The organism is Rossellomorea marisflavi (assembly GCF_009806575.1).
GTDB lineage: Bacteria > Bacillota > Bacilli > Bacillales > Bacillaceae_B > Rossellomorea > Rossellomorea marisflavi_A.
In genome coordinates, this window is record NZ_CP047095.1 from 552,408 (window position 1) to 571,763 (window position 19,356).

The 19,356-nt window shown below is 49.2% G+C and carries 19 protein-coding genes; 16 read left to right on the forward strand and 3 right to left on the reverse strand.

What is annotated here, in order from left to right:
- Nucleotides 1–569 precede the first annotated feature (569 nt).
- From D5E69_RS02830 to D5E69_RS02875, 10 genes are all read left to right on the forward strand, one after another.
- On the forward strand, nucleotides 570–917 hold the full coding sequence (locus D5E69_RS02830; protein WP_311284953.1) for a lmo0954 family membrane protein: 348 nt from the start codon (nucleotides 570–572) through the stop codon (nucleotides 915–917).
- A 20-nt stretch (nucleotides 918–937) separates the two neighbouring features.
- Nucleotides 938–1,582 carry a PspA/IM30 family protein gene (locus D5E69_RS02835; RefSeq protein ID WP_048006767.1) on the forward strand — a complete coding sequence of 215 codons (645 nt, stop codon included), beginning with the start codon at nucleotides 938–940 and terminating at the stop codon, nucleotides 1,580–1,582.
- 89 nt (nucleotides 1,583–1,671) lie between these two features.
- Complete coding sequence (gene liaF / locus D5E69_RS02840) at nucleotides 1,672–2,403, forward strand: cell wall-active antibiotics response protein LiaF (RefSeq protein WP_048006768.1); 732 nt, start codon at nucleotides 1,672–1,674, stop codon at nucleotides 2,401–2,403.
- Nucleotides 2,400–3,446 carry a sensor histidine kinase gene (locus D5E69_RS02845; RefSeq protein ID WP_048006769.1) on the forward strand — a complete coding sequence of 349 codons (1,047 nt, stop codon included), beginning with the start codon at nucleotides 2,400–2,402 and terminating at the stop codon, nucleotides 3,444–3,446. The genes liaF and D5E69_RS02845 overlap by 4 nt, the downstream gene beginning before the upstream one ends.
- Nucleotides 3,439–4,071: a response regulator transcription factor gene (locus D5E69_RS02850; RefSeq protein WP_048006770.1), complete on the forward strand. Its 633-nt coding sequence runs from the start codon at nucleotides 3,439–3,441 to the stop codon at nucleotides 4,069–4,071. The genes D5E69_RS02845 and D5E69_RS02850 overlap by 8 nt, the downstream gene beginning before the upstream one ends.
- 230 nt (nucleotides 4,072–4,301) lie before the next feature.
- On the forward strand, nucleotides 4,302–5,231 hold the full coding sequence (locus D5E69_RS02855; protein WP_048006771.1) for a DUF8558 domain-containing protein: 930 nt from the start codon (nucleotides 4,302–4,304) through the stop codon (nucleotides 5,229–5,231).
- Between the two features lie 37 nt (nucleotides 5,232–5,268).
- Entirely contained in the window at nucleotides 5,269–5,898 is a 630-nt protein-coding gene (locus tag D5E69_RS02860; protein ID WP_187427188.1) for a DUF4129 domain-containing protein, read from the forward strand.
- A 20-nt stretch (nucleotides 5,899–5,918) separates the two neighbouring features.
- Nucleotides 5,919–7,043 (forward strand): DUF4350 domain-containing protein, encoded by a 1,125-nt coding sequence (locus D5E69_RS02865; protein ID WP_053071989.1) that lies wholly within the window; start codon nucleotides 5,919–5,921, stop codon nucleotides 7,041–7,043.
- On the forward strand, nucleotides 7,040–7,966 hold the full coding sequence (locus tag D5E69_RS02870) for an AAA family ATPase (RefSeq protein ID WP_048006773.1): 927 nt from the start codon (nucleotides 7,040–7,042) through the stop codon (nucleotides 7,964–7,966). The genes D5E69_RS02865 and D5E69_RS02870 overlap by 4 nt, the downstream gene beginning before the upstream one ends.
- Nucleotides 7,938–9,275, forward strand: a complete 1,338-nt coding sequence (locus D5E69_RS02875) for a DUF58 domain-containing protein (RefSeq protein ID WP_231888761.1) — start codon at nucleotides 7,938–7,940, stop codon at nucleotides 9,273–9,275. The genes D5E69_RS02870 and D5E69_RS02875 overlap by 29 nt, the downstream gene beginning before the upstream one ends.
- On the opposite strand, the gene D5E69_RS02880 is transcribed toward D5E69_RS02875, so the two are convergent.
- Entirely contained in the window at nucleotides 9,255–10,229 is a 975-nt protein-coding gene (locus D5E69_RS02880; RefSeq protein ID WP_048006774.1) for a stage II sporulation protein M, read from the reverse strand. The two genes, D5E69_RS02875 and D5E69_RS02880, sit on opposite strands and share 21 nt — an antisense overlap.
- 101 nt (nucleotides 10,230–10,330) lie before the next feature.
- Between D5E69_RS02880 and D5E69_RS02885 the strand changes: the two genes are divergently transcribed.
- On the forward strand, nucleotides 10,331–11,131 hold the full coding sequence (locus D5E69_RS02885; protein ID WP_159129158.1) for an RDD family protein: 801 nt from the start codon (nucleotides 10,331–10,333) through the stop codon (nucleotides 11,129–11,131).
- A gap of 159 nt (nucleotides 11,132–11,290) precedes the next feature.
- On the opposite strand, the gene D5E69_RS02890 is transcribed toward D5E69_RS02885, so the two are convergent.
- Both D5E69_RS02890 and D5E69_RS02895 read right to left on the reverse strand, forming a co-directional pair.
- Nucleotides 11,291–11,578 carry a hypothetical protein gene (locus D5E69_RS02890; protein WP_048006776.1) on the reverse strand — a complete coding sequence of 96 codons (288 nt, stop codon included), beginning with the start codon at nucleotides 11,576–11,578 and terminating at the stop codon, nucleotides 11,291–11,293.
- Nucleotides 11,579–11,674: 96 nt separating this feature from the next.
- On the reverse strand, nucleotides 11,675–12,469 hold the full coding sequence (locus tag D5E69_RS02895; protein WP_048006777.1) for a VLRF1 family aeRF1-type release factor: 795 nt from the start codon (nucleotides 12,467–12,469) through the stop codon (nucleotides 11,675–11,677).
- A gap of 211 nt (nucleotides 12,470–12,680) precedes the next feature.
- On the opposite strand from D5E69_RS02895, the gene D5E69_RS02900 reads away from it, so the two are divergent.
- The 5 genes from D5E69_RS02900 (at nucleotide 12,681) to D5E69_RS02920 (ending at nucleotide 19,294) form a co-directional block, all read left to right on the forward strand.
- The gene (locus D5E69_RS02900) at nucleotides 12,681–13,130 is read left to right on the forward strand and encodes a PTS sugar transporter subunit IIA (protein ID WP_048006778.1); all 450 of its coding nucleotides are present in this window, start codon (nucleotides 12,681–12,683) and stop codon (nucleotides 13,128–13,130) included.
- A 5-nt stretch (nucleotides 13,131–13,135) separates the two neighbouring features.
- Complete coding sequence (locus tag D5E69_RS02905) at nucleotides 13,136–13,456, forward strand: PTS fructose transporter subunit IIB (protein WP_048006779.1); 321 nt, start codon at nucleotides 13,136–13,138, stop codon at nucleotides 13,454–13,456.
- A 20-nt stretch (nucleotides 13,457–13,476) separates the two neighbouring features.
- Nucleotides 13,477–14,589: a PTS fructose transporter subunit IIC gene (locus D5E69_RS02910; protein ID WP_048006780.1), complete on the forward strand. Its 1,113-nt coding sequence runs from the start codon at nucleotides 13,477–13,479 to the stop codon at nucleotides 14,587–14,589.
- Nucleotides 14,590–14,681: 92 nt separating this feature from the next.
- Nucleotides 14,682–17,312, forward strand: a complete 2,631-nt coding sequence (mngB, locus tag D5E69_RS02915; RefSeq protein WP_148797156.1) for a mannosylglycerate hydrolase — start codon at nucleotides 14,682–14,684, stop codon at nucleotides 17,310–17,312.
- A gap of 68 nt (nucleotides 17,313–17,380) precedes the next feature.
- Nucleotides 17,381–19,294 (forward strand): BglG family transcription antiterminator, encoded by a 1,914-nt coding sequence (locus tag D5E69_RS02920; protein ID WP_053072513.1) that lies wholly within the window; start codon nucleotides 17,381–17,383, stop codon nucleotides 19,292–19,294.
- Nucleotides 19,295–19,356: the final 62 nt, after the last annotated feature.

Genomic DNA, 19,356 nt, shown 5'->3' on the forward strand with positions numbered 1-19,356 from the left:
TTTTTAGCATGACTTTCTATCCTTATTAACAAACGATTACCTCCCCTAGTCCAATGGCACTGAGTGGATTGGAGCGGAAGGGATTTGACTCCTGCGGAAAAGGGGGATGATTGAGACCCCGCAGGCACGAGGAGGCTCGACATGCTCCCCGCGGAAAGCAAATCCCTGCAGCGCAAAGGAACGGACTACCTTCCAACCAAAGTCTTCACTTAGGACTACGAAGCCATTAATTCTAACTAGGATCAGGATGATCAAAAATCCTGCTTGGCATCAGGAGGCTCGACATGCTCCCCGCGGAAAGCGAATCCCTGCAGCGCAAAGGAACGGACTACCTTCCCAACAAGGACCTCAATTAGAACTATACCTGGATGATTAAAATCCCGAAGGCACGAGAAAGCTCGACATGCTTCCCATGATAAACAAATCCTGCATCGAATAGGAACGGCCAATCAGCATGCCGGTCCGAGTAGCGCTACGTCTCAGGTCCTAGTGTGAAATCTGGCTGTAGCTCGTTATGAAAAAAGAGCGTAGCAGGTAGGATAAAGACATGAAGAAGAAAGGAGGAAACAATGATGAAGAAATTCGGTTTGATTGTGGCAGGGGGGATCTCGGCCATCGTGCTCCTTGTGAATCTGGGTCCGATCGCGGTCCTTCTTATATCGGGTGCCCTCATGTACGTGAGCATCAAGCAATTCCTGAAAACAGACTCGACGTTCGCCAAGATCGTTTGGGCACTGATTGGTCTCGCAGCTTTCAGCTCGACCGTCTCGAACTTCCCGGCCATCATCGGCTTGGTTGCCCTGTACGTCCTCTATGTGATTTATAAGAACTGGAACAAGGAAGAAACGGTGAAAGAAGAATCCGCCGATCCGTTCACGAACTTTGAACGCGAATGGTCCAAATTGAATAAAAACTGATCTTAAAGGAGAGAAAAACAATGGGAAACCTATTTCAACGAATCAAACATACCGTCATGTCCGATATCCACGAAGTCATCGACAAAAAGGAACAGAAGAATCCGATCGCTGTGCTGAATCAATACTTGAGGCAGTGTGAGCAAGAAGTAGAAAAAGTCCAGAAGCTGATGGAGCGCCAGTACACGCTGAAGGAAGAGTTCAAGAAAGAGCATCATCATGCTCTATCCCTTGCTGAAAAGCGTAAGCATCAGGCAGAGGTGGCAGGGAATGCAGGAGAAACCGAGCTTCATCAGTTTGCCGTTCAGGAGCAGGCGTTCTATGAAGAAAGGGCGCTTAGGATCGCTGAATCTGCAGCTCAGGCTGAAAAGGATTTGCAGGATCTGGAGCGGAAATATGAAGAGATGAAGCACAAGCTGAAAGATATGTACATCAAACGGATGGAACTCATGGGCAGGGAGAACATCGCTCGTGCCCACAGCAAGGTCAATACCGTACTGGATCCGTCCGCAGGCTACACAGATGGGCGTTTCTCCAAGTTTGATGAAATCGAGCAGTATCTTGACCGGTTGGAGCACGGAGTCCAAAACTCATACTATCGCTCGACCATTGATGCCAAGATCGCACAATTGGAAAAAGAAACGAAAAAAGAAGAAACAGCTTCATAAAACATGGTATTCTAATCATAGTGAAAAAGGGGTTGCCCGATGTGGGTCACCCCCTTTCCGATTGATAGACAAGGGGAGGAGGGAATGCTTTGATCAATCGACTTAGAACTGACGGCATCAGCTGGATCATCTTGATCGGGACATTACTACTGCTCCTTGAGGTGTCTTTTTTTGATGGAGGTGTTCTCATCTTCCTTTGCATCGCAGCATTCTGCATTTATCTTGGAAGGAAGAAGCTTCCGAGTAAATCGGGCAGGATGCTCATGTGGTTCGGGATCATCGTCCTCGTGGTCAACATTTTCAACACGGTGGCCTTCAAGTTCTCGCTGTTTGCCTTATTGCTCTACGTGATCTTCCGTTATGCCGACTCGAAAAAATCTCCTAAGACGGTGCAGCCGTCATTTAAGGAGGGAGCCCCGCCTTTGACGGCTCCCGTCGTGCTAAAACGGGCTGCGATCCAAAACGAATGGTTCGGTCGCAAAAAGACACCTGAGGGGGTCTATGAGTGGGAGGATATCAATGTTCAAGGGATAATCGGTGATACGGTCATCGATCTCGGGAATACGTACCTGCCGAAAGGGACGTCGGTTGTGACGGTAAGGAACATCTTGGGGAATATTGAAATCCTGGTTCCTTATGATGTGGAAGTGAGCATCCATCACTCCGTCCTGGCAGGGGCAATCGAAGTATTCGAGCATCAGGAACCCCGGGTTTTCAATGAGTCCCTGTATTATCAAACACCAGGCTACGAGGAAGCCCCGCAAAAAGTGAAGGTAGTCATATCCATGTGGGTGGGGGATCTCGAGGTGAAACGGACATGAGCAGCGTAGGAAAGCAGGTCATACGCAGTATTCTGTTGTCGCTGGGACTCTTCATCCTTGTCACGGCAGGCTATTTTTATCTTTTTCCCCTATCTGATTGGTCTCTGCTCCTGGAAGTGGAGATCATGGACATTCCCGGGTTGGGGTTCATCTTGTTCGTTTGCCTGATCATCGGCGTGGCTTTCGGTGTTAAAACGGGCTTGGGGCAGAAGCGGCAGTTCAGGGAAATCGAAGAGGCGCTCCTTCTCGCCAAACAGGGGAAACCTGTACAGATTCAGGATGACGGAGGAGAGCTCTACCATGTACTGAGGAAAGCCGATGATTTAAGGACTCAGCTTTCCGAACAGGCAAGGACCTCGCAGAAGCTTGCCACACAAAAGGCGGAAGAGTCGGAGAAACGTGTCCAGGAAATCGTATCGGAGGAGCGGAATCGGCTGGCGAGGGAACTTCATGACTCTGTGAGCCAGCAGCTGTTTGCAGCCTCCATGCTTATGTCTGCCATAGCGGAGACCCCTTCTGAATCCCGTTCTCCCGGGGAACAGAAGCAGCTTGATATGGTGGAAAGGACGATCCAACAATCCCAGCTTGAGATGCGGGCGCTTCTTCTCCATCTTCGTCCCGTTGCCCTGAGAGGGAAGACCCTTCAGCAGGGAATGGAAGAACTCCTTGTGGAGCTGGCCCAGAAGATGCCCCTTGATATCCGGTGGAAGGTGGAGGAGATGGATCTTGATAAAGGAGTGGAGGACCATCTTTTCCGGATCTTGCAGGAATCCGTATCCAACACCCTGCGCCATGCAAAGGCGGCGAGCCTTGATGTACGATTGATCATCCGTGAATCCATGATCATCTTGAGGGTCGTGGATGATGGTCAGGGGTTTGATGTGAACGAGTCCAAGGTGACAAGCTCCTATGGACTTCAGAATATGAAAGAACGCGCCCTGGAAATCGGGGGTACGGTCAAAATCATCAGTGTACCGGGTAAAGGCACGAGCCTGGAAGTCAAGGTGCCTGTTGTGGAGAAGGAAGGGGACAGCCATGATTAAGGTAGTATTTGTCGATGACCATGAAATGGTGAGGATCGGTGTATCCGCCTATCTGTCAGCGCAGCCTGATATCGAAGTCGTCGGGGAAGCATCCGACGGCAGTGAAGGGGTCCGGATGGCGTTGGAGCTGCGACCGGACATCATCTTGATGGATCTCGTCATGAAAGGGAAGGACGGTATCGAAGCAACAAAAGACATCGTCTCCCAGTGGCCGGAAGCGAAGATCATCATCGTCACGAGCTTCCTCGATGATGACAAAGTGTATCCGGCGCTTGAAGCGGGCGCAGTCAGCTACATGCTGAAAACATCCAAGGCGAATGAAATTGCCGAAGCCGTCAGGAAGACCTATGCCGGTCAATCGATCCTCGAGCCGGAAGTGACGGGGAAGATGATGACCAGGATGAGGCAGAAGACCGTCATTCATCCCCATGAGGAGCTGACGAACAGGGAGCTTGAGATCCTGCTCTTGATGACTCAGGGCAAGACGAATCAAGAGATTGCCGACGAGCTCTTCATCGCGTTGAAGACGGTCAAGACCCATGTCAGCAATATCCTTTCGAAGCTTGATGTACAGGACCGGACACAGGCAGTCATCTATGCATTCAAACACGATCTGGCCCGTTAGCCACGGGGAAAAGACGTTTCCGACCAGGAGAAGATTCTGTCGGAAACGTCTTTTTTTAGTTGGTTCACATTTTTTTGCATTTCCGCCGGGTTGAAACTATATATCTGAGAAGGGTAGATGGTAATATTAGTATAAACGGAGGAAATTAGCCATATTTCGTCAAAAGGCAGGCAGGAAATGATAAAATAGGCGGTATATTGTCAAAAAAAGAAAGATTAGGAGTGAAAGAAATGAATGGTTCTTTAAATAAGCCAAAGGGGTTCGGACAAATCCTGGATCAAACGTTCCGCCTGAGTAAACAGCATTTTAAAACGTTTTTCCTCGTATTCCTGACGCTGGTCGGTCCGTTTTTCCTACTGCAGGCGCTCATTGGCCTATTGACGGGAACGAGCTTCTTAAAAGAAGCGTCGGTAGGTACGGATATCTTCACAGGAGGACTGGAAAGTTGGGCGAATGATCTTGCAGCGGAGGAGGAAATGGTAACCACAGCCAATGTAATCGGCTCGCTCCTCGTCAGTTTAATTACTTTTATCTCGTTTTTGATCTATCCGGCTGCCCAGGGAGCAATCATCTTTGCCGTTGATCATATCCGGAAGGGGGAGAGCTTCACCTATAAGCAGATTCTCAAGGAAAGTTTTTCACGGTACGGCCCCCTTCTAGGAAGCTCCCTGCTCATTGCTGTCATCGCGGGTGGAATGACGATTATTCCTATGGTCGTTGTCGCATTCCTAGTCACATTCGGCTCGCTTGTCCATCCGATTATAGGAATTCTGATGAGCATCGTATTGTTCACCGCCCTCTTCGTCGGGGTATTGTACTTTATGGTCCGTTGGGGATTCGGTGTAGCCGTTTCCGCAATGGAAAAGGGCAGTGCGCCTGGGCTTGGACGAAGCTGGCACCTGACGAAAAGACGGTCCTGGACCATAGTGGGGTTGTTTTTGATCTATGCGTTAATCATAGGGATTATTACGGCTGCACTCGAGCTGACGCTGGGGCTTTTCCTAGGAAACAGCGTGGTGTATCAGCTGCTTGTTAACCTTGTTACCCTATTCACAACGATGGTCATTTCAGTCGGGTATGCCATCATCTATTTCGACTTGAAAATCCGCAATGATGGAGATGACCTTGATCAATTAATCGATGAATATGAAACGGTCTGATTGGAAGTATGATAGGAAGTAGGTGAGGAACGGATTGTTGAATGAAGGGAAAGCACGTGATCAGTTGGAAGACATCCTGGATGATCCGGAATATCAGGCCTATCAGCAGGATCCGGGTTTCTTCAGTGAACTATGGAATAAAGCACTTGAGGCGATTGCCAAGGCAATCGAAGCCATATTTCCAGCTGTGGAGCCGACAGCAAGGGCATCCTCCATCATTTTGATCGGAATCATCGCCTGTCTCATCATTGCGCTTGTAGTCATCGTCATAGTGCTTGTAAGCAGGAAGGTGAAGAGAAGGAAGTTGAATGAGCGTAAGCCGCTCCAGTCCATGAATGAATTGGAATGGTCATACAAAAGGCATATGAAAGAAGCAGAATCACTTGCCGCCTCAGGCAATCATTCTCAGGCAACGCGTCATATGTTCCTCGCCCTCCTGCTCTATTTCCATGAAAAGGAATGGCTGAAGGCCATGGTATGGAAGACGAACTGGGATTATTATGATGAACTGAGAAAGATCAATAAGGAATGGGCTGATCGCTTTTATAAGCTGGCGATCGTCTTTGATCAAGTGGCATACGGGGAACGTGAAGTGGATGCCACAGAATACGCCTCATTCCGTGATGAGGCGCTCGAGCTCATTAAAGACAAGGCACATGAGAGCTAAAAGGGAGGGAGGAAAGAGCATTGAAACGATTGTCAAATCTTAAAGGATGGATCGGATTTGCCGTCGCCATCGCACTATTCCTGACGGCGGGCGTCCTCCTATCAGGAGATAAGCCCAAGGACTATAAGCCGTTCCTTTCCGAATCACCCTCCCCGACAGGAACAAAAGCGCTATATACGTACCTTGGGCAGGAAGCGCCGGAAGTGTCGCGGTGGGAGTTGCCTTCTGATGGTCTTCCGGATGGGTCGGATCAGCTGCTGATCATGATCGAACCTTTTTCTGTCCCCACCCAGGAGGAAATCCGGGGGTATGAGGATTTCATGGAAAGAGGAAATACCATCCTGCTCATAAAAGAGGACCCGGATGGATTATTCGGGATAGAAACGGACTATACCGACATGTTTACGAACAACGTCAGTCTGGGACAGAGACTCTTCAGAACAGGTGAGCTCTCGAATGTAAGGATCATACCGGAAGACGACAAAGTAATTCTGAGCGATCGGGAAGGAGCCATTGCGACGAAGCGTGAGTTCGGTACCGGCCAGCTCATCGTCTCAACAAATCCTCAGTGGTTCATCAACAACAATATTCTGAAGCAGGAACATCTCCCCGTCTTCTTGTCCCTCCTGAAAGAAGCGGATGCCGATGATAAAGAAGTCATCCTGTTTGATGAGTACTATCACTACGGCACTTCAGGATTACGGGATGTATTGGTGTATCCGCAGTGGATGCTCATCTTTTTGTTGCAGCTCATCATCTTGACCATCCTCTGGCTCTGGCTGAAAGGGAAGCGCTTTGGAGCCATCGAAACGGTCAGGGAAGAAACGGTCAGGTTCAGCGATGAACGGATACGGGCACTGGGCTCCTGGTACATAAGGAGGAAGCTTTATAAGGAATCCCTCCACATACAGGCGGACTTTGTAAGGCAATCCCTTCAAGACCGCTGGGGCATCCCGACATCAAAGGAATGGCCGGATATACAGGATTCCCTGAAGAGAAGGGTCAAGCTTCTCCCCGATAAGAAGATCATGGCGATCACAGAAGGGCTACCGGTCGTCCTGCAGAAAACACGGTTGGATCAAGTAGAATACGTAAAATGGTCACAAGCGATTGAAGAATTGAGGAAAGAGGTGGAGGATCTGTGAATCAAGAAATAAGCGTACTATTGAATAAATATGAAGAGAGAATCATCGGTCAATCTACGAACCTGAGATTATTGCTTTCTGCTGTACTGGCAGGGGGACATGTCCTCGTGGAGGGTGTGCCGGGTACAGGGAAGACGCAGATGGTGAAGACGCTGGCAAGATTGATCGGCGGTGGATTCAACAGGATCCAATTCACCCCTGACCTTCTCCCGAGCGATATTACGGGGAGCACCATCTACAATATGAAAGAAAGCTCCTTCCAAACACTGAAGGGACCGATCTTCACCAACATCCTATTGGCGGATGAAATCAACCGGACACCTGCAAAGACTCAGGCGGCCCTGTTGGAAGCGATGGAAGAGAAACAGGTCACCATCCAGGGGAAGACGTATACCCTCGAAGAAGTATTCTTCGTCGTAGCAACACAGAATCCTTTGGAGTTCGAAGGGACGTACCCACTTCCGGAAGCCCAGCAGGATCGCTTCCTCTTCAAGCTTGATGTCGATTTCCCTTCGTTTGCAGAAGAGAAGCAGGTACTGGCACAGGTGATTGCGGGGATTCGAACAGAGTCGGATGCTCCGGTCATGGACCTTGCCACCTTCCTCTCCATCAGGAATGAAATTGAAGGGGTGACCATCAACGACGCCGTGTTGGATTACATCATGCAGATCGTCCGGCGTACCCGTGAGACGGAATCAATCCGCTTCGGAGCAAGTACACGTGCCGCCATTTCCATTGCGCGGGCTGCACGGGCATGGGCATACCTTCAGGAGAGGGACTACGTGACCCCGGATGACGTTAAGATCGTGGCGAAACCAGCTCTAAGGCATAGGATCCAGCTATCCCCGCATGTAGAATTGGAGGGATTGACCGTTGACCAAATCATCCAGGAACTTGTTGGGTCGGTTACTGTTCCAAGATAAGGGGATCCTGCCGACAGGAAAACTCCTCATGGTACTCGGGATCGCTTCGATCCTCCTGGTCATAGCAGGGGGGTTCGGTCTGCCGTGGCCCCTTGTTTTCATGATCGATGGACTTTTGATCGCGCTCAGCCTGTGCGATCTTCTCCTATCACCCAAGAAAAAAGAGGTGGGGATGTCGAGACAGATTGAGAATCAGGTGGAACGTGGCCTCGAATATAAAGTGGACCTTCACATCCATAACGCTTCCCATCATGAGATGCTCATAGAACTGAAGGACGGGCTCCCGCAAGTATTTGAAGCCCGCTTCCCTCTGAAGGGCAAGATCCCGGCTTCGAGCAGTTTAAGCGGAGGCTATAGCATGGTCGCACCTGTCCGGGGGGATTACAATCTTAGTCGTATCTATCTTCGCTACAGGAGCCGATTGGGGCTATGGGCAAAGCAGAAAACATTTGAAACGGACGATGCTGTCAGGGTCATTCCGGATCTTACCGAGACGAGGAAGGTTCTTGAAGACGCCCAGCAGTACCTTATGTATGAAGGACAGAAGATCAGGAAACAAAAGAGCGGATCAGGAGAGTTTGCTAAGATCCGGACATATGTCACGGGTGATGACCCACGTATGATCAACTGGCGTCAGACCGCCAAGCTCCAAGAAGTCATGACCAACGAGTATGAGCCGGAACACGGGAAATATATCACCATCCTGATCGATTGCGGCCGGATGATGGGGGCAGAACTGAAAAAGGGAAATCGCCTTGAAAAATCACTTGAAGCAGCCATGACCGTTGCGGCGGCTGCATTGAAGAACGGTGACTATGTTTCCGTCATTGCCTTCAGCAGGGAAATCAAGGTGTATGTGCCACCGGCTAAAGGCATGGCCCATATGCAGACGATCCTTGAACAGATTTACTCGCTTCAAGTGGATGCAGCGGAATCAAATTATGCCCTTGTGTTCCAGCATATCCAGTCGGTGCAACGAAAACGCAGTCTCCTTCTTTTATTCAGTGATGTGCATACATTCTTGAATGAAGATAGTCTCCTCTTTCATTTCCAACGTTTGAGGAGGCAGCATCTATTCCTGACAATCGGAGTGGAAGATGAGACGGTTATGGAAAGAAGTAAGGATGAGCCAGTCGGTGTGAAAGCGGCCATGATCAAAAGCATGGCGCAGCAACAGATCATGGAGAAGAGGAAAGAAAAGATGAAATGGGAAAAACAAGGCCTCCATATGCTGGAGGCCCGTGAGGAGAAACTGGCTTCAACGGCCGTTTCCCATTATATCGATGTGTTAAACAGAGGACTCTTGTAATCTGTTCCTTCCCAAAAGGAGCTTCCCGATGGCGACATAAAGGATGAGTCCCAGAACGGTCACCAGTGCCACTCCATACTTCATGGACAGCGGTATCGCTGCCGGCGTGATGAATCCCTCGATGAGGCCGGCGATGACGAACAGCGGAATCGTTCCGAGAACGAGCTGAACGGATCGTTTGGCCTGCACCTTGAGGTGATATCCCCTCGAAAGTGTGCCGGGGACAAAGAGTTTATACCCCATGAGAAGCCCGGCTCCACCGGCAATGAAAATCGCTGTCAGCTCGATCATTCCATGAGGGACGATATATGCCCAGAATTCATAGGTATGTCCGGCATTGGTGAACACGGCAGCGAGGGCTCCAAGTAGGATGCCGTTCATGATGAGCACGTAGGTTGTCAATAGACCGAATGTGATGCCGCCTACGAATGCGAGGAAGGCAACCTGGATGTTATTCGTCATGATGGCTCCAGACATGGTCGGTGAGTCGACATTTCCATCGATTTCACCGGTTGAGGAAGGATCGACGGATTGGGCCATGTTGTCGGGCAGGATCGAATAGGCCGCAAGGGGGTCGCCGATGACGGCAATGAAAGCCCCTGCTGCTCCCAGGAAAAACAGGATCATGGCGATGACGACGGCTTTCCACTGTTCGAGGAGAAGGCCGATAAAAGTAGTGGAGAAGAATCGTCGTACCTGTTTTCCACTGGACAGCTGGTCATTGTATAAGAGATTATGAGATTTGGAAACAAGGCCGTTCAAGTATTGAGTGACATCTTCTTTTGGATAGTAGGTCTGGCTGTAAGAGAGATTCTGGGCCGCCTTTTGATAGAGCTTATTGAAGCGCCGGATTGCATCCCCTGAGGTATTTTTCTTTTTCTGGAGGATCGTCACCATCTCTTCGAGGCGCTTCCAGTCCTCCCGATGCTGTTTAACGAACTGTTTGACGTTCATGAGCACACCTTCCTGTCGTTAATGATACCTCTTATTATAGTAATTTTAGGAAAAAATAGAAACTGTTTCGCATGAAATTCAATCGAAAGGAGGTTATTTCCATGATGGAAGAAAAAGTCGAAGTCAAAACCCCCGAATACGTTTCATTGAGATTTGAACCGGCAGGACTCGGAAGCAGGGCAGCGGCCCTCATCATTGATCAGGCAATCATAACCGTTGCAGTTTTATTGATCCTGCTCGTCACGGTCTTAGGTATGTGGGGATTCGATATGTATTTAGGTCTTGGATCGGTATCGCCTTATCTGATCTTGGGAGTCGTGATTGTGCTGTTCATCCTTAGCTGGGGATACTTTGCAGGCCTTGAGTATTTCTGGAATGGGAAGACGATCGGGAAGAAAGTACTCGGCATCCATGTGATGCAGGAAAATGGCCATCGTATCACGCTTCTTTCTTCAGTTATCAGGAACTTGATGAGGATCATCGATCAACTGCCTGCTTACTATGTATTGGGGATGATCATGGTGTATGCCCATCCGAAGCATAAACGTCTTGGCGACCTTGTTGCGGGAACGATCGTGGTTCATGAACGAAGGGCAAAAAGTAAGCGGATGAGCAGGCTGGATAAGGAGATTCAACGAAGGAATCTCAAGAGTGAAGATCTAAAGATCGAGGAATGGAATATGAAACAGCTTGGTGAGAGGGACTGGACCTTGTTGAAAGGATATGCGGAGCGTTTCACCAATTTGCCGCTGGCGAAGCGGAATGAGCTGACGAAGAAGATTGCCACCGTTTTGTTTCCGAAGCTGGAATTGAGCAAGGAGCAGAAGACGTATGAGCAGCTTGAGAATACGCTGCTGATCCTTTATCTGAAGCTTCGCGATGAGTGGGAATATGAATTATAGAAGGGGGCTCTATGCGGTTTCACTGCATAGGGCTTTTTTATTGTGCGCTCTGAATAGCCAGGGGTGAAACATCGAGTGGAGGGTTCCGGTCTCTCCATTATGTAGGTTTACTTTGGAGGAGAATAATGAAACCATTATTCTCCGTTTTTTTTGAACTGATCACTCCATACCAGGAGCCTTTTGGATTTCAAAAATGAGGACAATCGCAGTGATGGCATGGGCGATAAGCCGGATGACAGGGAAGAAATTAAGGAAGGAAGCGATGATTCCAAGTACACTTCCAAGAACGGGCTGGTCTTCCGAGCGGGAAATGAAGAATACTCCCAGGTGCCACAAGGAAATGAGACAGAGAAGATACGGGATGGCTTCACCGGCAAGATTTCCGAAAATCGGCACGGCCAAGAAAAGCTCGATTGAGAAAGATAACCATTTAATTCGTGATAGCATAGGCGCACACCTCCTGTTTTCAGTGTATGAATGGAATGGGCGGATGTGCATGAAAGAATGAAAGATCCCGCCGGTTTCCGGCGGGATCTTTCCGTTCTACGCTAGGATTTTTTCAATTACTTTGTGTTCATTTTCATTGAGGAGATTCTTTCCGATCGTATCATGCACTTCCTTGTTCATGTTTTCCTCCAATACGGCCGCTTCTTCTTTATTGCCTACGAGGACGATGCGGTCCCACTTTTCATCGGCTGCTTTTTTATCCAGCATGCTGGCGAGACTCTTCCACCAGCGCTGCTGGTTCGCCTTGACCCGGTTTTCGAACTCTTCTTTCTGGTTCGACTTGGAGCTTCCCATGCTGGCGTCTGCATGGTGGGGACCTTCGTATTTCCGCCAGTCATCGGTGTCGAGATCGAACTCCATGGATTCGTTTGACAAAAGGTTGCCGAAAGCAGACGTCAAGATCTTGACCTGATTCTGCTGAATGAGGATGAGACCGGTATGGGGGTAGGCCCGTTGCAGTTCCTTCAGGTCGTCAAGCATAGGGTCTTCTTCCCAATAGAAGTTGGTTTCCACCGGGACCTGAAGCTCGATGGCTTCCCAGATGCCGCTGTCCCGGGAGGCGAAAAAAATGAAGCTCCGCGGAAGTTCACGCTCCATACTGTACACATACTCTTCGACTTTTGGACGCAGATCCTTCAATCGCTCCTGTTCCTCGGGGGCGCTTTCCAGGTATTCCTCGAGCCTGTTGAACCCGTTCTTCAAGGCGATTTTCCATTCTCCGCCCTGCTGATCGGGGTCGCTCCGGTCGGTATTCAAATATACGGTCAGCATCTTATCGGGGGCGTGCAGGTGCAGATTCTCCAACTTCTTAATCAGTTTAGGGAAACTCATGGTACTCCTCCTTTAAGCTGTGTATGGTATGTATTTAAACGGAGGGGAATCGTTTTAAACATATATAGGTAAATTTGTATGGAAATAGTGTGTCTGATCTTACGTGTACACTTTTTCCGATTGTTTTGGAAATTCTTTATATTCATCTATGATAGCGATTTCATTATGATTGATTCATAAGCAAATCACAACAATATAAGGGGTGACACAATTGCTACTATCACCGGAGCTGATCTTCCTGGAGAAGGAATTCGACACGAAGGATGATGTCATGAACTTCATCGGGGATGTATCGGTTAAATTCAACATAACAGACAACAAAGAAGCATTGGTCAGGGACCTCTGGCAACGGGAGAAGGAATATTCAACAGGACTAGCTGAATCCGTCGCCCTGCCTCACACAAAGAGCGACGCCGTCATGGAGGCAAGGATTTGCTTCATCCGTTTGAAGAATGAAGTAGACTGGAACTCCTTGGACGGAAAGGACGTAAAGTACGTCTTCGGGATCCTCATGCCGAGCAGCAATCTGGAGAATCTCCATTTGAAAGTCATCGCTTCCCTGGCAACCAATCTATTAGAGGATGAATTCAAGGAGAAGCTCGAGAGCCTTGAGACGGCAGAAGAATTTTATCAGTACTTTACTAATCAAATAGGAGCGTGACCACTATGAAAATTGTAGGCGTAACATCATGTATCGCAGGATTGGCCCATACACCGATGGCAGCGAAAGCGTTGGAGAAAGCAGGAGTGAAGCTTGGGTATGATGTGAAGATCGAGCAGCAGGGGGCCTTGGGGAAAGTAAATGAAATCACCCCTTTGGAAGCATCTGAAGCAGATTTCGTCATCATCGCGGCTGATAAGGCGATTGAAGATATGGAACGCTTCGAAGGTAAACGCATCGTGCGGGTGAAAATTGGTCAGGCAGTCAGCAAAGCCGAGCTTGTACTTCAAAAAGCGGTAGAAGCCGTTCAAAAAGCAAACGCATAGGGGCTAAAGGGGGACTTAAGATGAAAAAGTGGTTATCGGAAGCAAAACAGCATTTGATGACAGGTATATCGTTCGCCCTACCGATCATCATCGGCGGATCGCTGGTGGTCGCCATCGCGAAAATGATCGGATTCGGATTCGGGGTGAGCAACCTCGATGATTATGCAGACGCATCAGGCTTCCTGCATTATGTGTACCTCTTCCAGGGAGTCGGCTGGACGGCAATCGGACTCCTCAATGTGATCCTTGCTGCTTACATCGCCTATTCGATCGGCGGGAAGCCGGCACTTGCCGCAGGATTTGTCGGTGGAAGCCTGGCCATCAGTACGAATGCAGGGTTCCTTGGAGCCGTGATCGCCGGATTCTTTGCCGGTTACCTCACGATCCTCATCAAGAACAAAGTTCAGATCAAGGGAGCAGCGGCAAGCACCGTACCGTTGATCATCCTTCCGCTCATCACCGTCGGCCTGACGGGGATCCTCATGGCCCTGGTATTGGGTGGACCTCTGGGCGCATTGAATCAGGGACTGATTGATTGGATCAATAGCATGACCCAGAGCGGAACGAATAAAGTCCTTCTGGCCGTCATCCTAGGGGCCATGATCGGATTCGATCTTGGTGGACCGGTCAATAAGGCAGCCTGGATGGCCGGTAACGCCTTATTGGCTTCCGGTATCTATCTACCGAACATCATGATCAATATCGCGATCTGCATCCCGCCGCTCGGCTATGCGATTGCGACCGTCATCCGCAGAAGCAAGTTCAACGCAACATTCCGTGAAGCAGGGAATGGTGCATGGATCATGGGGATGATCGGCATCACGGAAGGGGCGATCCCGTTCACCCTCCGTAATCCGCTGAAGATGATCCCGCTCAATATGATTGGATGTGCCGCCGGTGCAGCGATCACGATCCTGCTTGGTGCCTATGACAAGATGCCACCGATCGGTGGACTATACGGAGCCATCTCCATCGGGAATCCGTTCGCATACTTGATCGGAGGAATCAGTGGAGCCCTCATCATCGCCATCGGTGCGGTACTCCTAGGTAACTTCAATGACGAAGAAGAAGTGAAAACATCCAAAACGGCAAAACCAACAGAAGAGGACGAGATCGAGCTCGTCTTAGAATAAATCAATCGCCTGTCACGGAGAAATCCGTGACACGGCTATTTTCCAAGATCACTCATAAAGGAAGAGGAATCTCTTCTCCTCAGGAGGTCATCATGTTGAAAGCAAAAACAAAAGTACACGTCATTCCCCATACACACTGGGATCGCGAATGGTATTTCACAACATCACGGTCGAAAATCTATCTTGCGAAGCAGGTGAAGGAAGTCCTTGAAACGCTTGAAAACAACGAGGATTTTAAGTACTACCTGCTGGATGCGCAGGCATCACTCCTAGATGACTACTTGAAATGGTATCCAGAAGACAGGGGGCGACTGGAAGCGTTGATCGCGGCTAAGCGCATCATGACAGGACCTTGGTATACACAGACCGACCAGCTGGTCATTTCGGGTGAATCCATCGTCCGGAACCTTTACTACGGACAAAGCATTGCAGAATCATTCGGTCACTCCATGGCGGTCGGCTATGTGCCCGACGCATTCGGGCAGGCGGCTCAAATGCCTCAGATCTACAAGCAGTTCGGCATCGATACATTCCTCTTCTGGAGAGGGGTTGCCGATAATCGCTTGAAGCAGACGGAGTTCACCTGGAAGGGGTCGGATGGCAGTGAAGTCTTTGCCGTTCAGATTCCATTCGGTTACTACTACGGAGGAAATATCCCTGAAGGTGAGGACGATATCCTTCCATATCTCAATGAACAAGTCGGGAAGCTCGAAGCAAAAGCGTCTACAGAGCATGTTTATTTCCCGAATGGCTTTGACCAGGCTCCGATCCGCAAAAATCTGCCTGAGCTTATCAACCGATTCAACGAGGTCGATGAGGAACGTGAGTATGTCTTGAACGAGCCAGAGCGCTTCCTTCAGGAGATCAAAGAAGCAGCCACTTCCCTGCCGGTATTGGAAGGGGAGCTGACAGAAGGGAAACACAGCCGGATCCATAAGACCATCTTCTCGACGAGGGCGGACCTCAAGCAATTGAACAACCAGATCGAGAACTTCATCACGAATACATTGGAGCCTGTCCTCACAATCAGCCATTCCCTCGGACACGACTATCCTCATGAGACCGTAGCAGAGATCTGGAAGCTCATGTTCGAGAATGCCGCTCATGATAGCATCGGCGGTTGCAACAGCGATACGACCAATCAGGATGTCTTCTTCCGGTATAAGCAGGCGCGGGATCTCGGGGACAATTTCCTTGAGCTGCATATGCGTATGATCGCTCAGAAGATCAATCAGGAAGAGACCTTCTCCTTCACAGTATTCAATGCACTGCCTTATGTACGGAAGGGATATGTGGAATTCGACGCCTATCTCCCGGAGAAGGAATTCACGATCCGTGATGTCAACGGTGAACAGTTGCCCTTCACCATCAAAGAAAAAACCGAGTTGACCGATTATGTGCTCAATCAGCATATCTATCTCAATCCAAGCAAGAAAGTCTATCTGCCCGAGAAGGTATATGCAGCCAAACTGGTTGTCAAAGTCAATGACATCCCGTCCCTCGGATATTCTCAGTTCTATTTTGATCTGAAAGAAAACGAACTTGGAGATCAACCGAATGAAAAAGTCGATAGCATTGAAAATGACCACTACCGCATCCAATTTGAAGATGATTGCACCCTGACCATTACGCATAAGCCGACAGGAAGCGTCTATAAGAATCAAATGATCTTTGAAGAAAACGGGGACGATGGGGATTCATACAACTACTCACCGCCGCGCAAAGATCTGATCATCAGCTCTGTCGGGTCGGATGGAACGGTGGACGTGGGAAGGAATGCCGTAGAGGAAATCATGAACATCAATCTGTTGATGGAAGTACCACGTGACCTGGAAGAACGGGCCGATGGGAAATGCTCTGTGGATATGCCTCTGTCTGTAACGGTAGTACTTCGTTCAGGAGATCCGCTCATCCACTTTAACGTAGACTTGGATAACCAGGCACTCAGTCACCGCCTTCGCGTAGTGTTCGCAACGGATATTGCGTCCAAGTTCTCCTACGCAGATCAGCCTTTTGGTATAATCAAGAGACCAGTTGCCCTTCCGGAACTGGATGTGTGGGAAGAAGAAGAGTGGCAGGAAAAGCCGATTTCCATCGAACCGATGCAAAGTTTCGTGAACGTGCATGATGAGGGTCATGGATTCACGGTCTTCACAGAAGGAGTCCGTGAGTATGAAATCATCGGGGAGCACTTCGACACGATTGCGCTCACCCTGTTCCGCACGTTCGGATATATGGGTAAAGAGGATCTTCTATACAGACCTGGTCGTGCTTCTGGGGAGAAAATCATCGAGACTCCGGATGCACAAATGATCGGTGAGCTGAAGTTCACCTTTGCATACCAGATGAATACAGGCGGCTTCGATGATGCAGAGCTTGTCAGGACAGCGAAGGAGTACCTGTCGCCGCTTACGGTGTATCAACTGGCAGACTTCCTTAATGGGCGCTTGATCTTCTCGAATCGCGATGAAGAAGCGCAGTTTGAAAAGGAATACAGCCTGTTTGAAGTCAGTCCTGACCACACAGCTGCAGTGAGTGCCATCAAAAAAGCAGAACGGTCGGATGCTTACATCCTGCGATGCTTCAATCCGTACGAGACTTTAAGTTCCAGGGTTGATATAAAGGATCACACGTTGGAAGCAGTGGCCCTGAACGAAACAACAGCTATGGAAAACATCAAGGACTTGTCACACTGTCAGCTACAAACCTACGTTATAAAATAAATGCAATCATAGGGGTGTTCCCCCTATGATTGTTCTCGTTGGGTGGCAGTCGAAAAGAGGAGATGCAATTGAACTTATTCTTGAATAAACGCCTTGCCGGAATCTTTCAATCGTTCCTGGAGAGGGATGGATGGCTGCCTGATGAGATGGCATCCCATTTTGATGTCTCCACGCGCACCATCAGAACCGATATAAAAAAGCTCAATGATAGTCTAGCATCCTATGGAGCCGAGATTGCCCTTGAACGACAGAAAGGGTACCACCTCCTGGTATGGGAAAAAGAAGCGTTTGAGGGTTTATGTGAGCAATTCAACCGCCAGCATGTGGTCCAGGACGACCCGGATTACCGGGTTCAATACGTATTGAAATCCCTCCTGCTATCAAAAGGATACACGAAGCTCGAAGACCTGGCCGATCAGATGTTCATCAGCAGGGCCACGCTGAACAACGATATGAAAAATGTTCGCAGGATCCTGACAGGGTATCATCTGGAACTGTCTTCAAAACCGGGCCACGGGGTAAGAGTGGACGGGGAAGAAAAGAACATCCGATTCTGCCTTGCGAAAAATCTATCGCAAGGTTCCTCCGAAATCGGTCGGACAAGCGCCCTTCATCGCTTTTTTGACATGAAGGAGTTAGAGAAGATCTCCACCATTCTGACGGCTCAGTTTAGACAGCACTCGTTGAATCTGCCGGATATCGCTTTGGAAAATCTCATCATCCATACAGCCATTTCCATCGAACGCATCCGTGCAGAGCACCCCATTTCGGTTTTCGCCACATTTGAAGCGCCGGTCGACTATCAGCAATTGGCAGAAACCATCGTGAGCGACCTTGAGGAAACATTCTCCCTCGAATTCTCGGATGCGGAGAAGATTTACTTCCTTCTTCAGATCATGAGCAAGGTGCGACCAAAGGTGAAGGATGGGGACTACATGGCAGATGAGCAGCATGAGCTCGTCCTCGATATGCTCGAGTACATCTATAAGCGGCATCATTATGATCTCCGCTCCGATACCCAGTTGAAATCAGATCTCATTTCTCACCTGAAGGCCATGTTCTACCGGATCCGATTCAATATGAATATGAAGAACCCCCTCCTGGACCATATCAAAATCAATTATCCCGTTGCCTATGAGGTCACCCTTGGAGCAGTGAAGGAAGTGCAGGACCGGTTCCCGAGCACGGTGAACGATGATGAGCTCGGTTACCTCGTCCTTCATATCGGGGCAGCCCTTGAGCGGAAGTATTTCCTCGAGTCAGACCGAAAAAAAGTGGCACTCATCGTCTGCGGGACAGGGCTCGGCACCGCCCGTCTCCTGGAGACGAAGCTGCGTGCCACCTTCAGGGACCTGGTGATCACGGATCTCATTTCCCTTTATGAATATGAACATCGGGAAAGCATCAGTGAAGACATCGTCATCTCGACAGTCAAATTGTCCAAAAAGAACAAGCCCGTGGCGATTGTCAGTCCTTTCCTGACAGAGGATGAATCGAAGCAGATAGAAGCCATCATGAATGAGTCGATCCTGAAATCCACCATGCTCACGACCTATTTCAGGCCGCTTCTATTCCGCCACATAGAAGGTAAGGTGGACAAGGAGAGCCTGCTTAAAAGCATGAGTGAGCAGTTGGAAGCGGAAGACTTCGTGGATCCGGACTTCCATGCATCGGTTCTTGAACGGGAGTCCCTCGGTTCCACTGCAATCGGAAAAGGGATCGCCATACCGCATCCCCTCGGACTGATTGCCAAGGAAACCATCATCAACATCGCCATCCTGGATCACCCGGTCGAATGGAATGACGGGCATGAAGTAGGTGTCGTATTCCTCATCGCCATGGGGAATAAAAACTACGAAGAAGCAACCAAAATCTATGATCTCTTCATCGAATTCACCGAAAGCAAGCGGTATAAGGAACTGTTGAAATGCCGTTCTTTCGAAGATTTCGTTGCCCTGTCAAACGTCATCATGGATAAATGAAGAACCACCCCGGTTATGAGGCCCGGGGTGGTTTTCTACTTTATGAGTGAGGCATGAAAAAA

Excerpts from the sequence above, each read along its gene's own strand:
- D5E69_RS02895 (WP_048006777.1), bottom strand. The coding sequence starts at position 12,469 with ATGAGTTTCCCTAAACTGATTAAGAAGTTGGAGAATCTGCACCTGCAC.
- D5E69_RS02885 (WP_159129158.1), top strand. The coding sequence starts at position 10,331 with ATGATGGAAGAAAAAGTCGAAGTCAAAACCCCCGAATACGTTTCATTG.
- D5E69_RS02910 (WP_048006780.1), top strand. The coding sequence starts at position 13,477 with ATGAAAAAGTGGTTATCGGAAGCAAAACAGCATTTGATGACAGGTATA.
- D5E69_RS02855 (WP_048006771.1), top strand. The coding sequence starts at position 4,302 with ATGAATGGTTCTTTAAATAAGCCAAAGGGGTTCGGACAAATCCTGGAT.
- D5E69_RS02890 (WP_048006776.1), bottom strand. The coding sequence starts at position 11,578 with ATGCTATCACGAATTAAATGGTTATCTTTCTCAATCGAGCTTTTCTTG.
- mngB (WP_148797156.1), top strand. The coding sequence starts at position 14,682 with ATGTTGAAAGCAAAAACAAAAGTACACGTCATTCCCCATACACACTGG.
- D5E69_RS02845 (WP_048006769.1), top strand. The coding sequence starts at position 2,400 with ATGAGCAGCGTAGGAAAGCAGGTCATACGCAGTATTCTGTTGTCGCTG.
- D5E69_RS02880 (WP_048006774.1), bottom strand. The coding sequence starts at position 10,229 with ATGAACGTCAAACAGTTCGTTAAACAGCATCGGGAGGACTGGAAGCGC.
- D5E69_RS02905 (WP_048006779.1), top strand. The coding sequence starts at position 13,136 with ATGAAAATTGTAGGCGTAACATCATGTATCGCAGGATTGGCCCATACA.
- D5E69_RS02830 (WP_311284953.1), top strand. The coding sequence starts at position 570 with ATGATGAAGAAATTCGGTTTGATTGTGGCAGGGGGGATCTCGGCCATC.
- D5E69_RS02835 (WP_048006767.1), top strand. The coding sequence starts at position 938 with ATGGGAAACCTATTTCAACGAATCAAACATACCGTCATGTCCGATATC.
- D5E69_RS02850 (WP_048006770.1), top strand. The coding sequence starts at position 3,439 with ATGATTAAGGTAGTATTTGTCGATGACCATGAAATGGTGAGGATCGGT.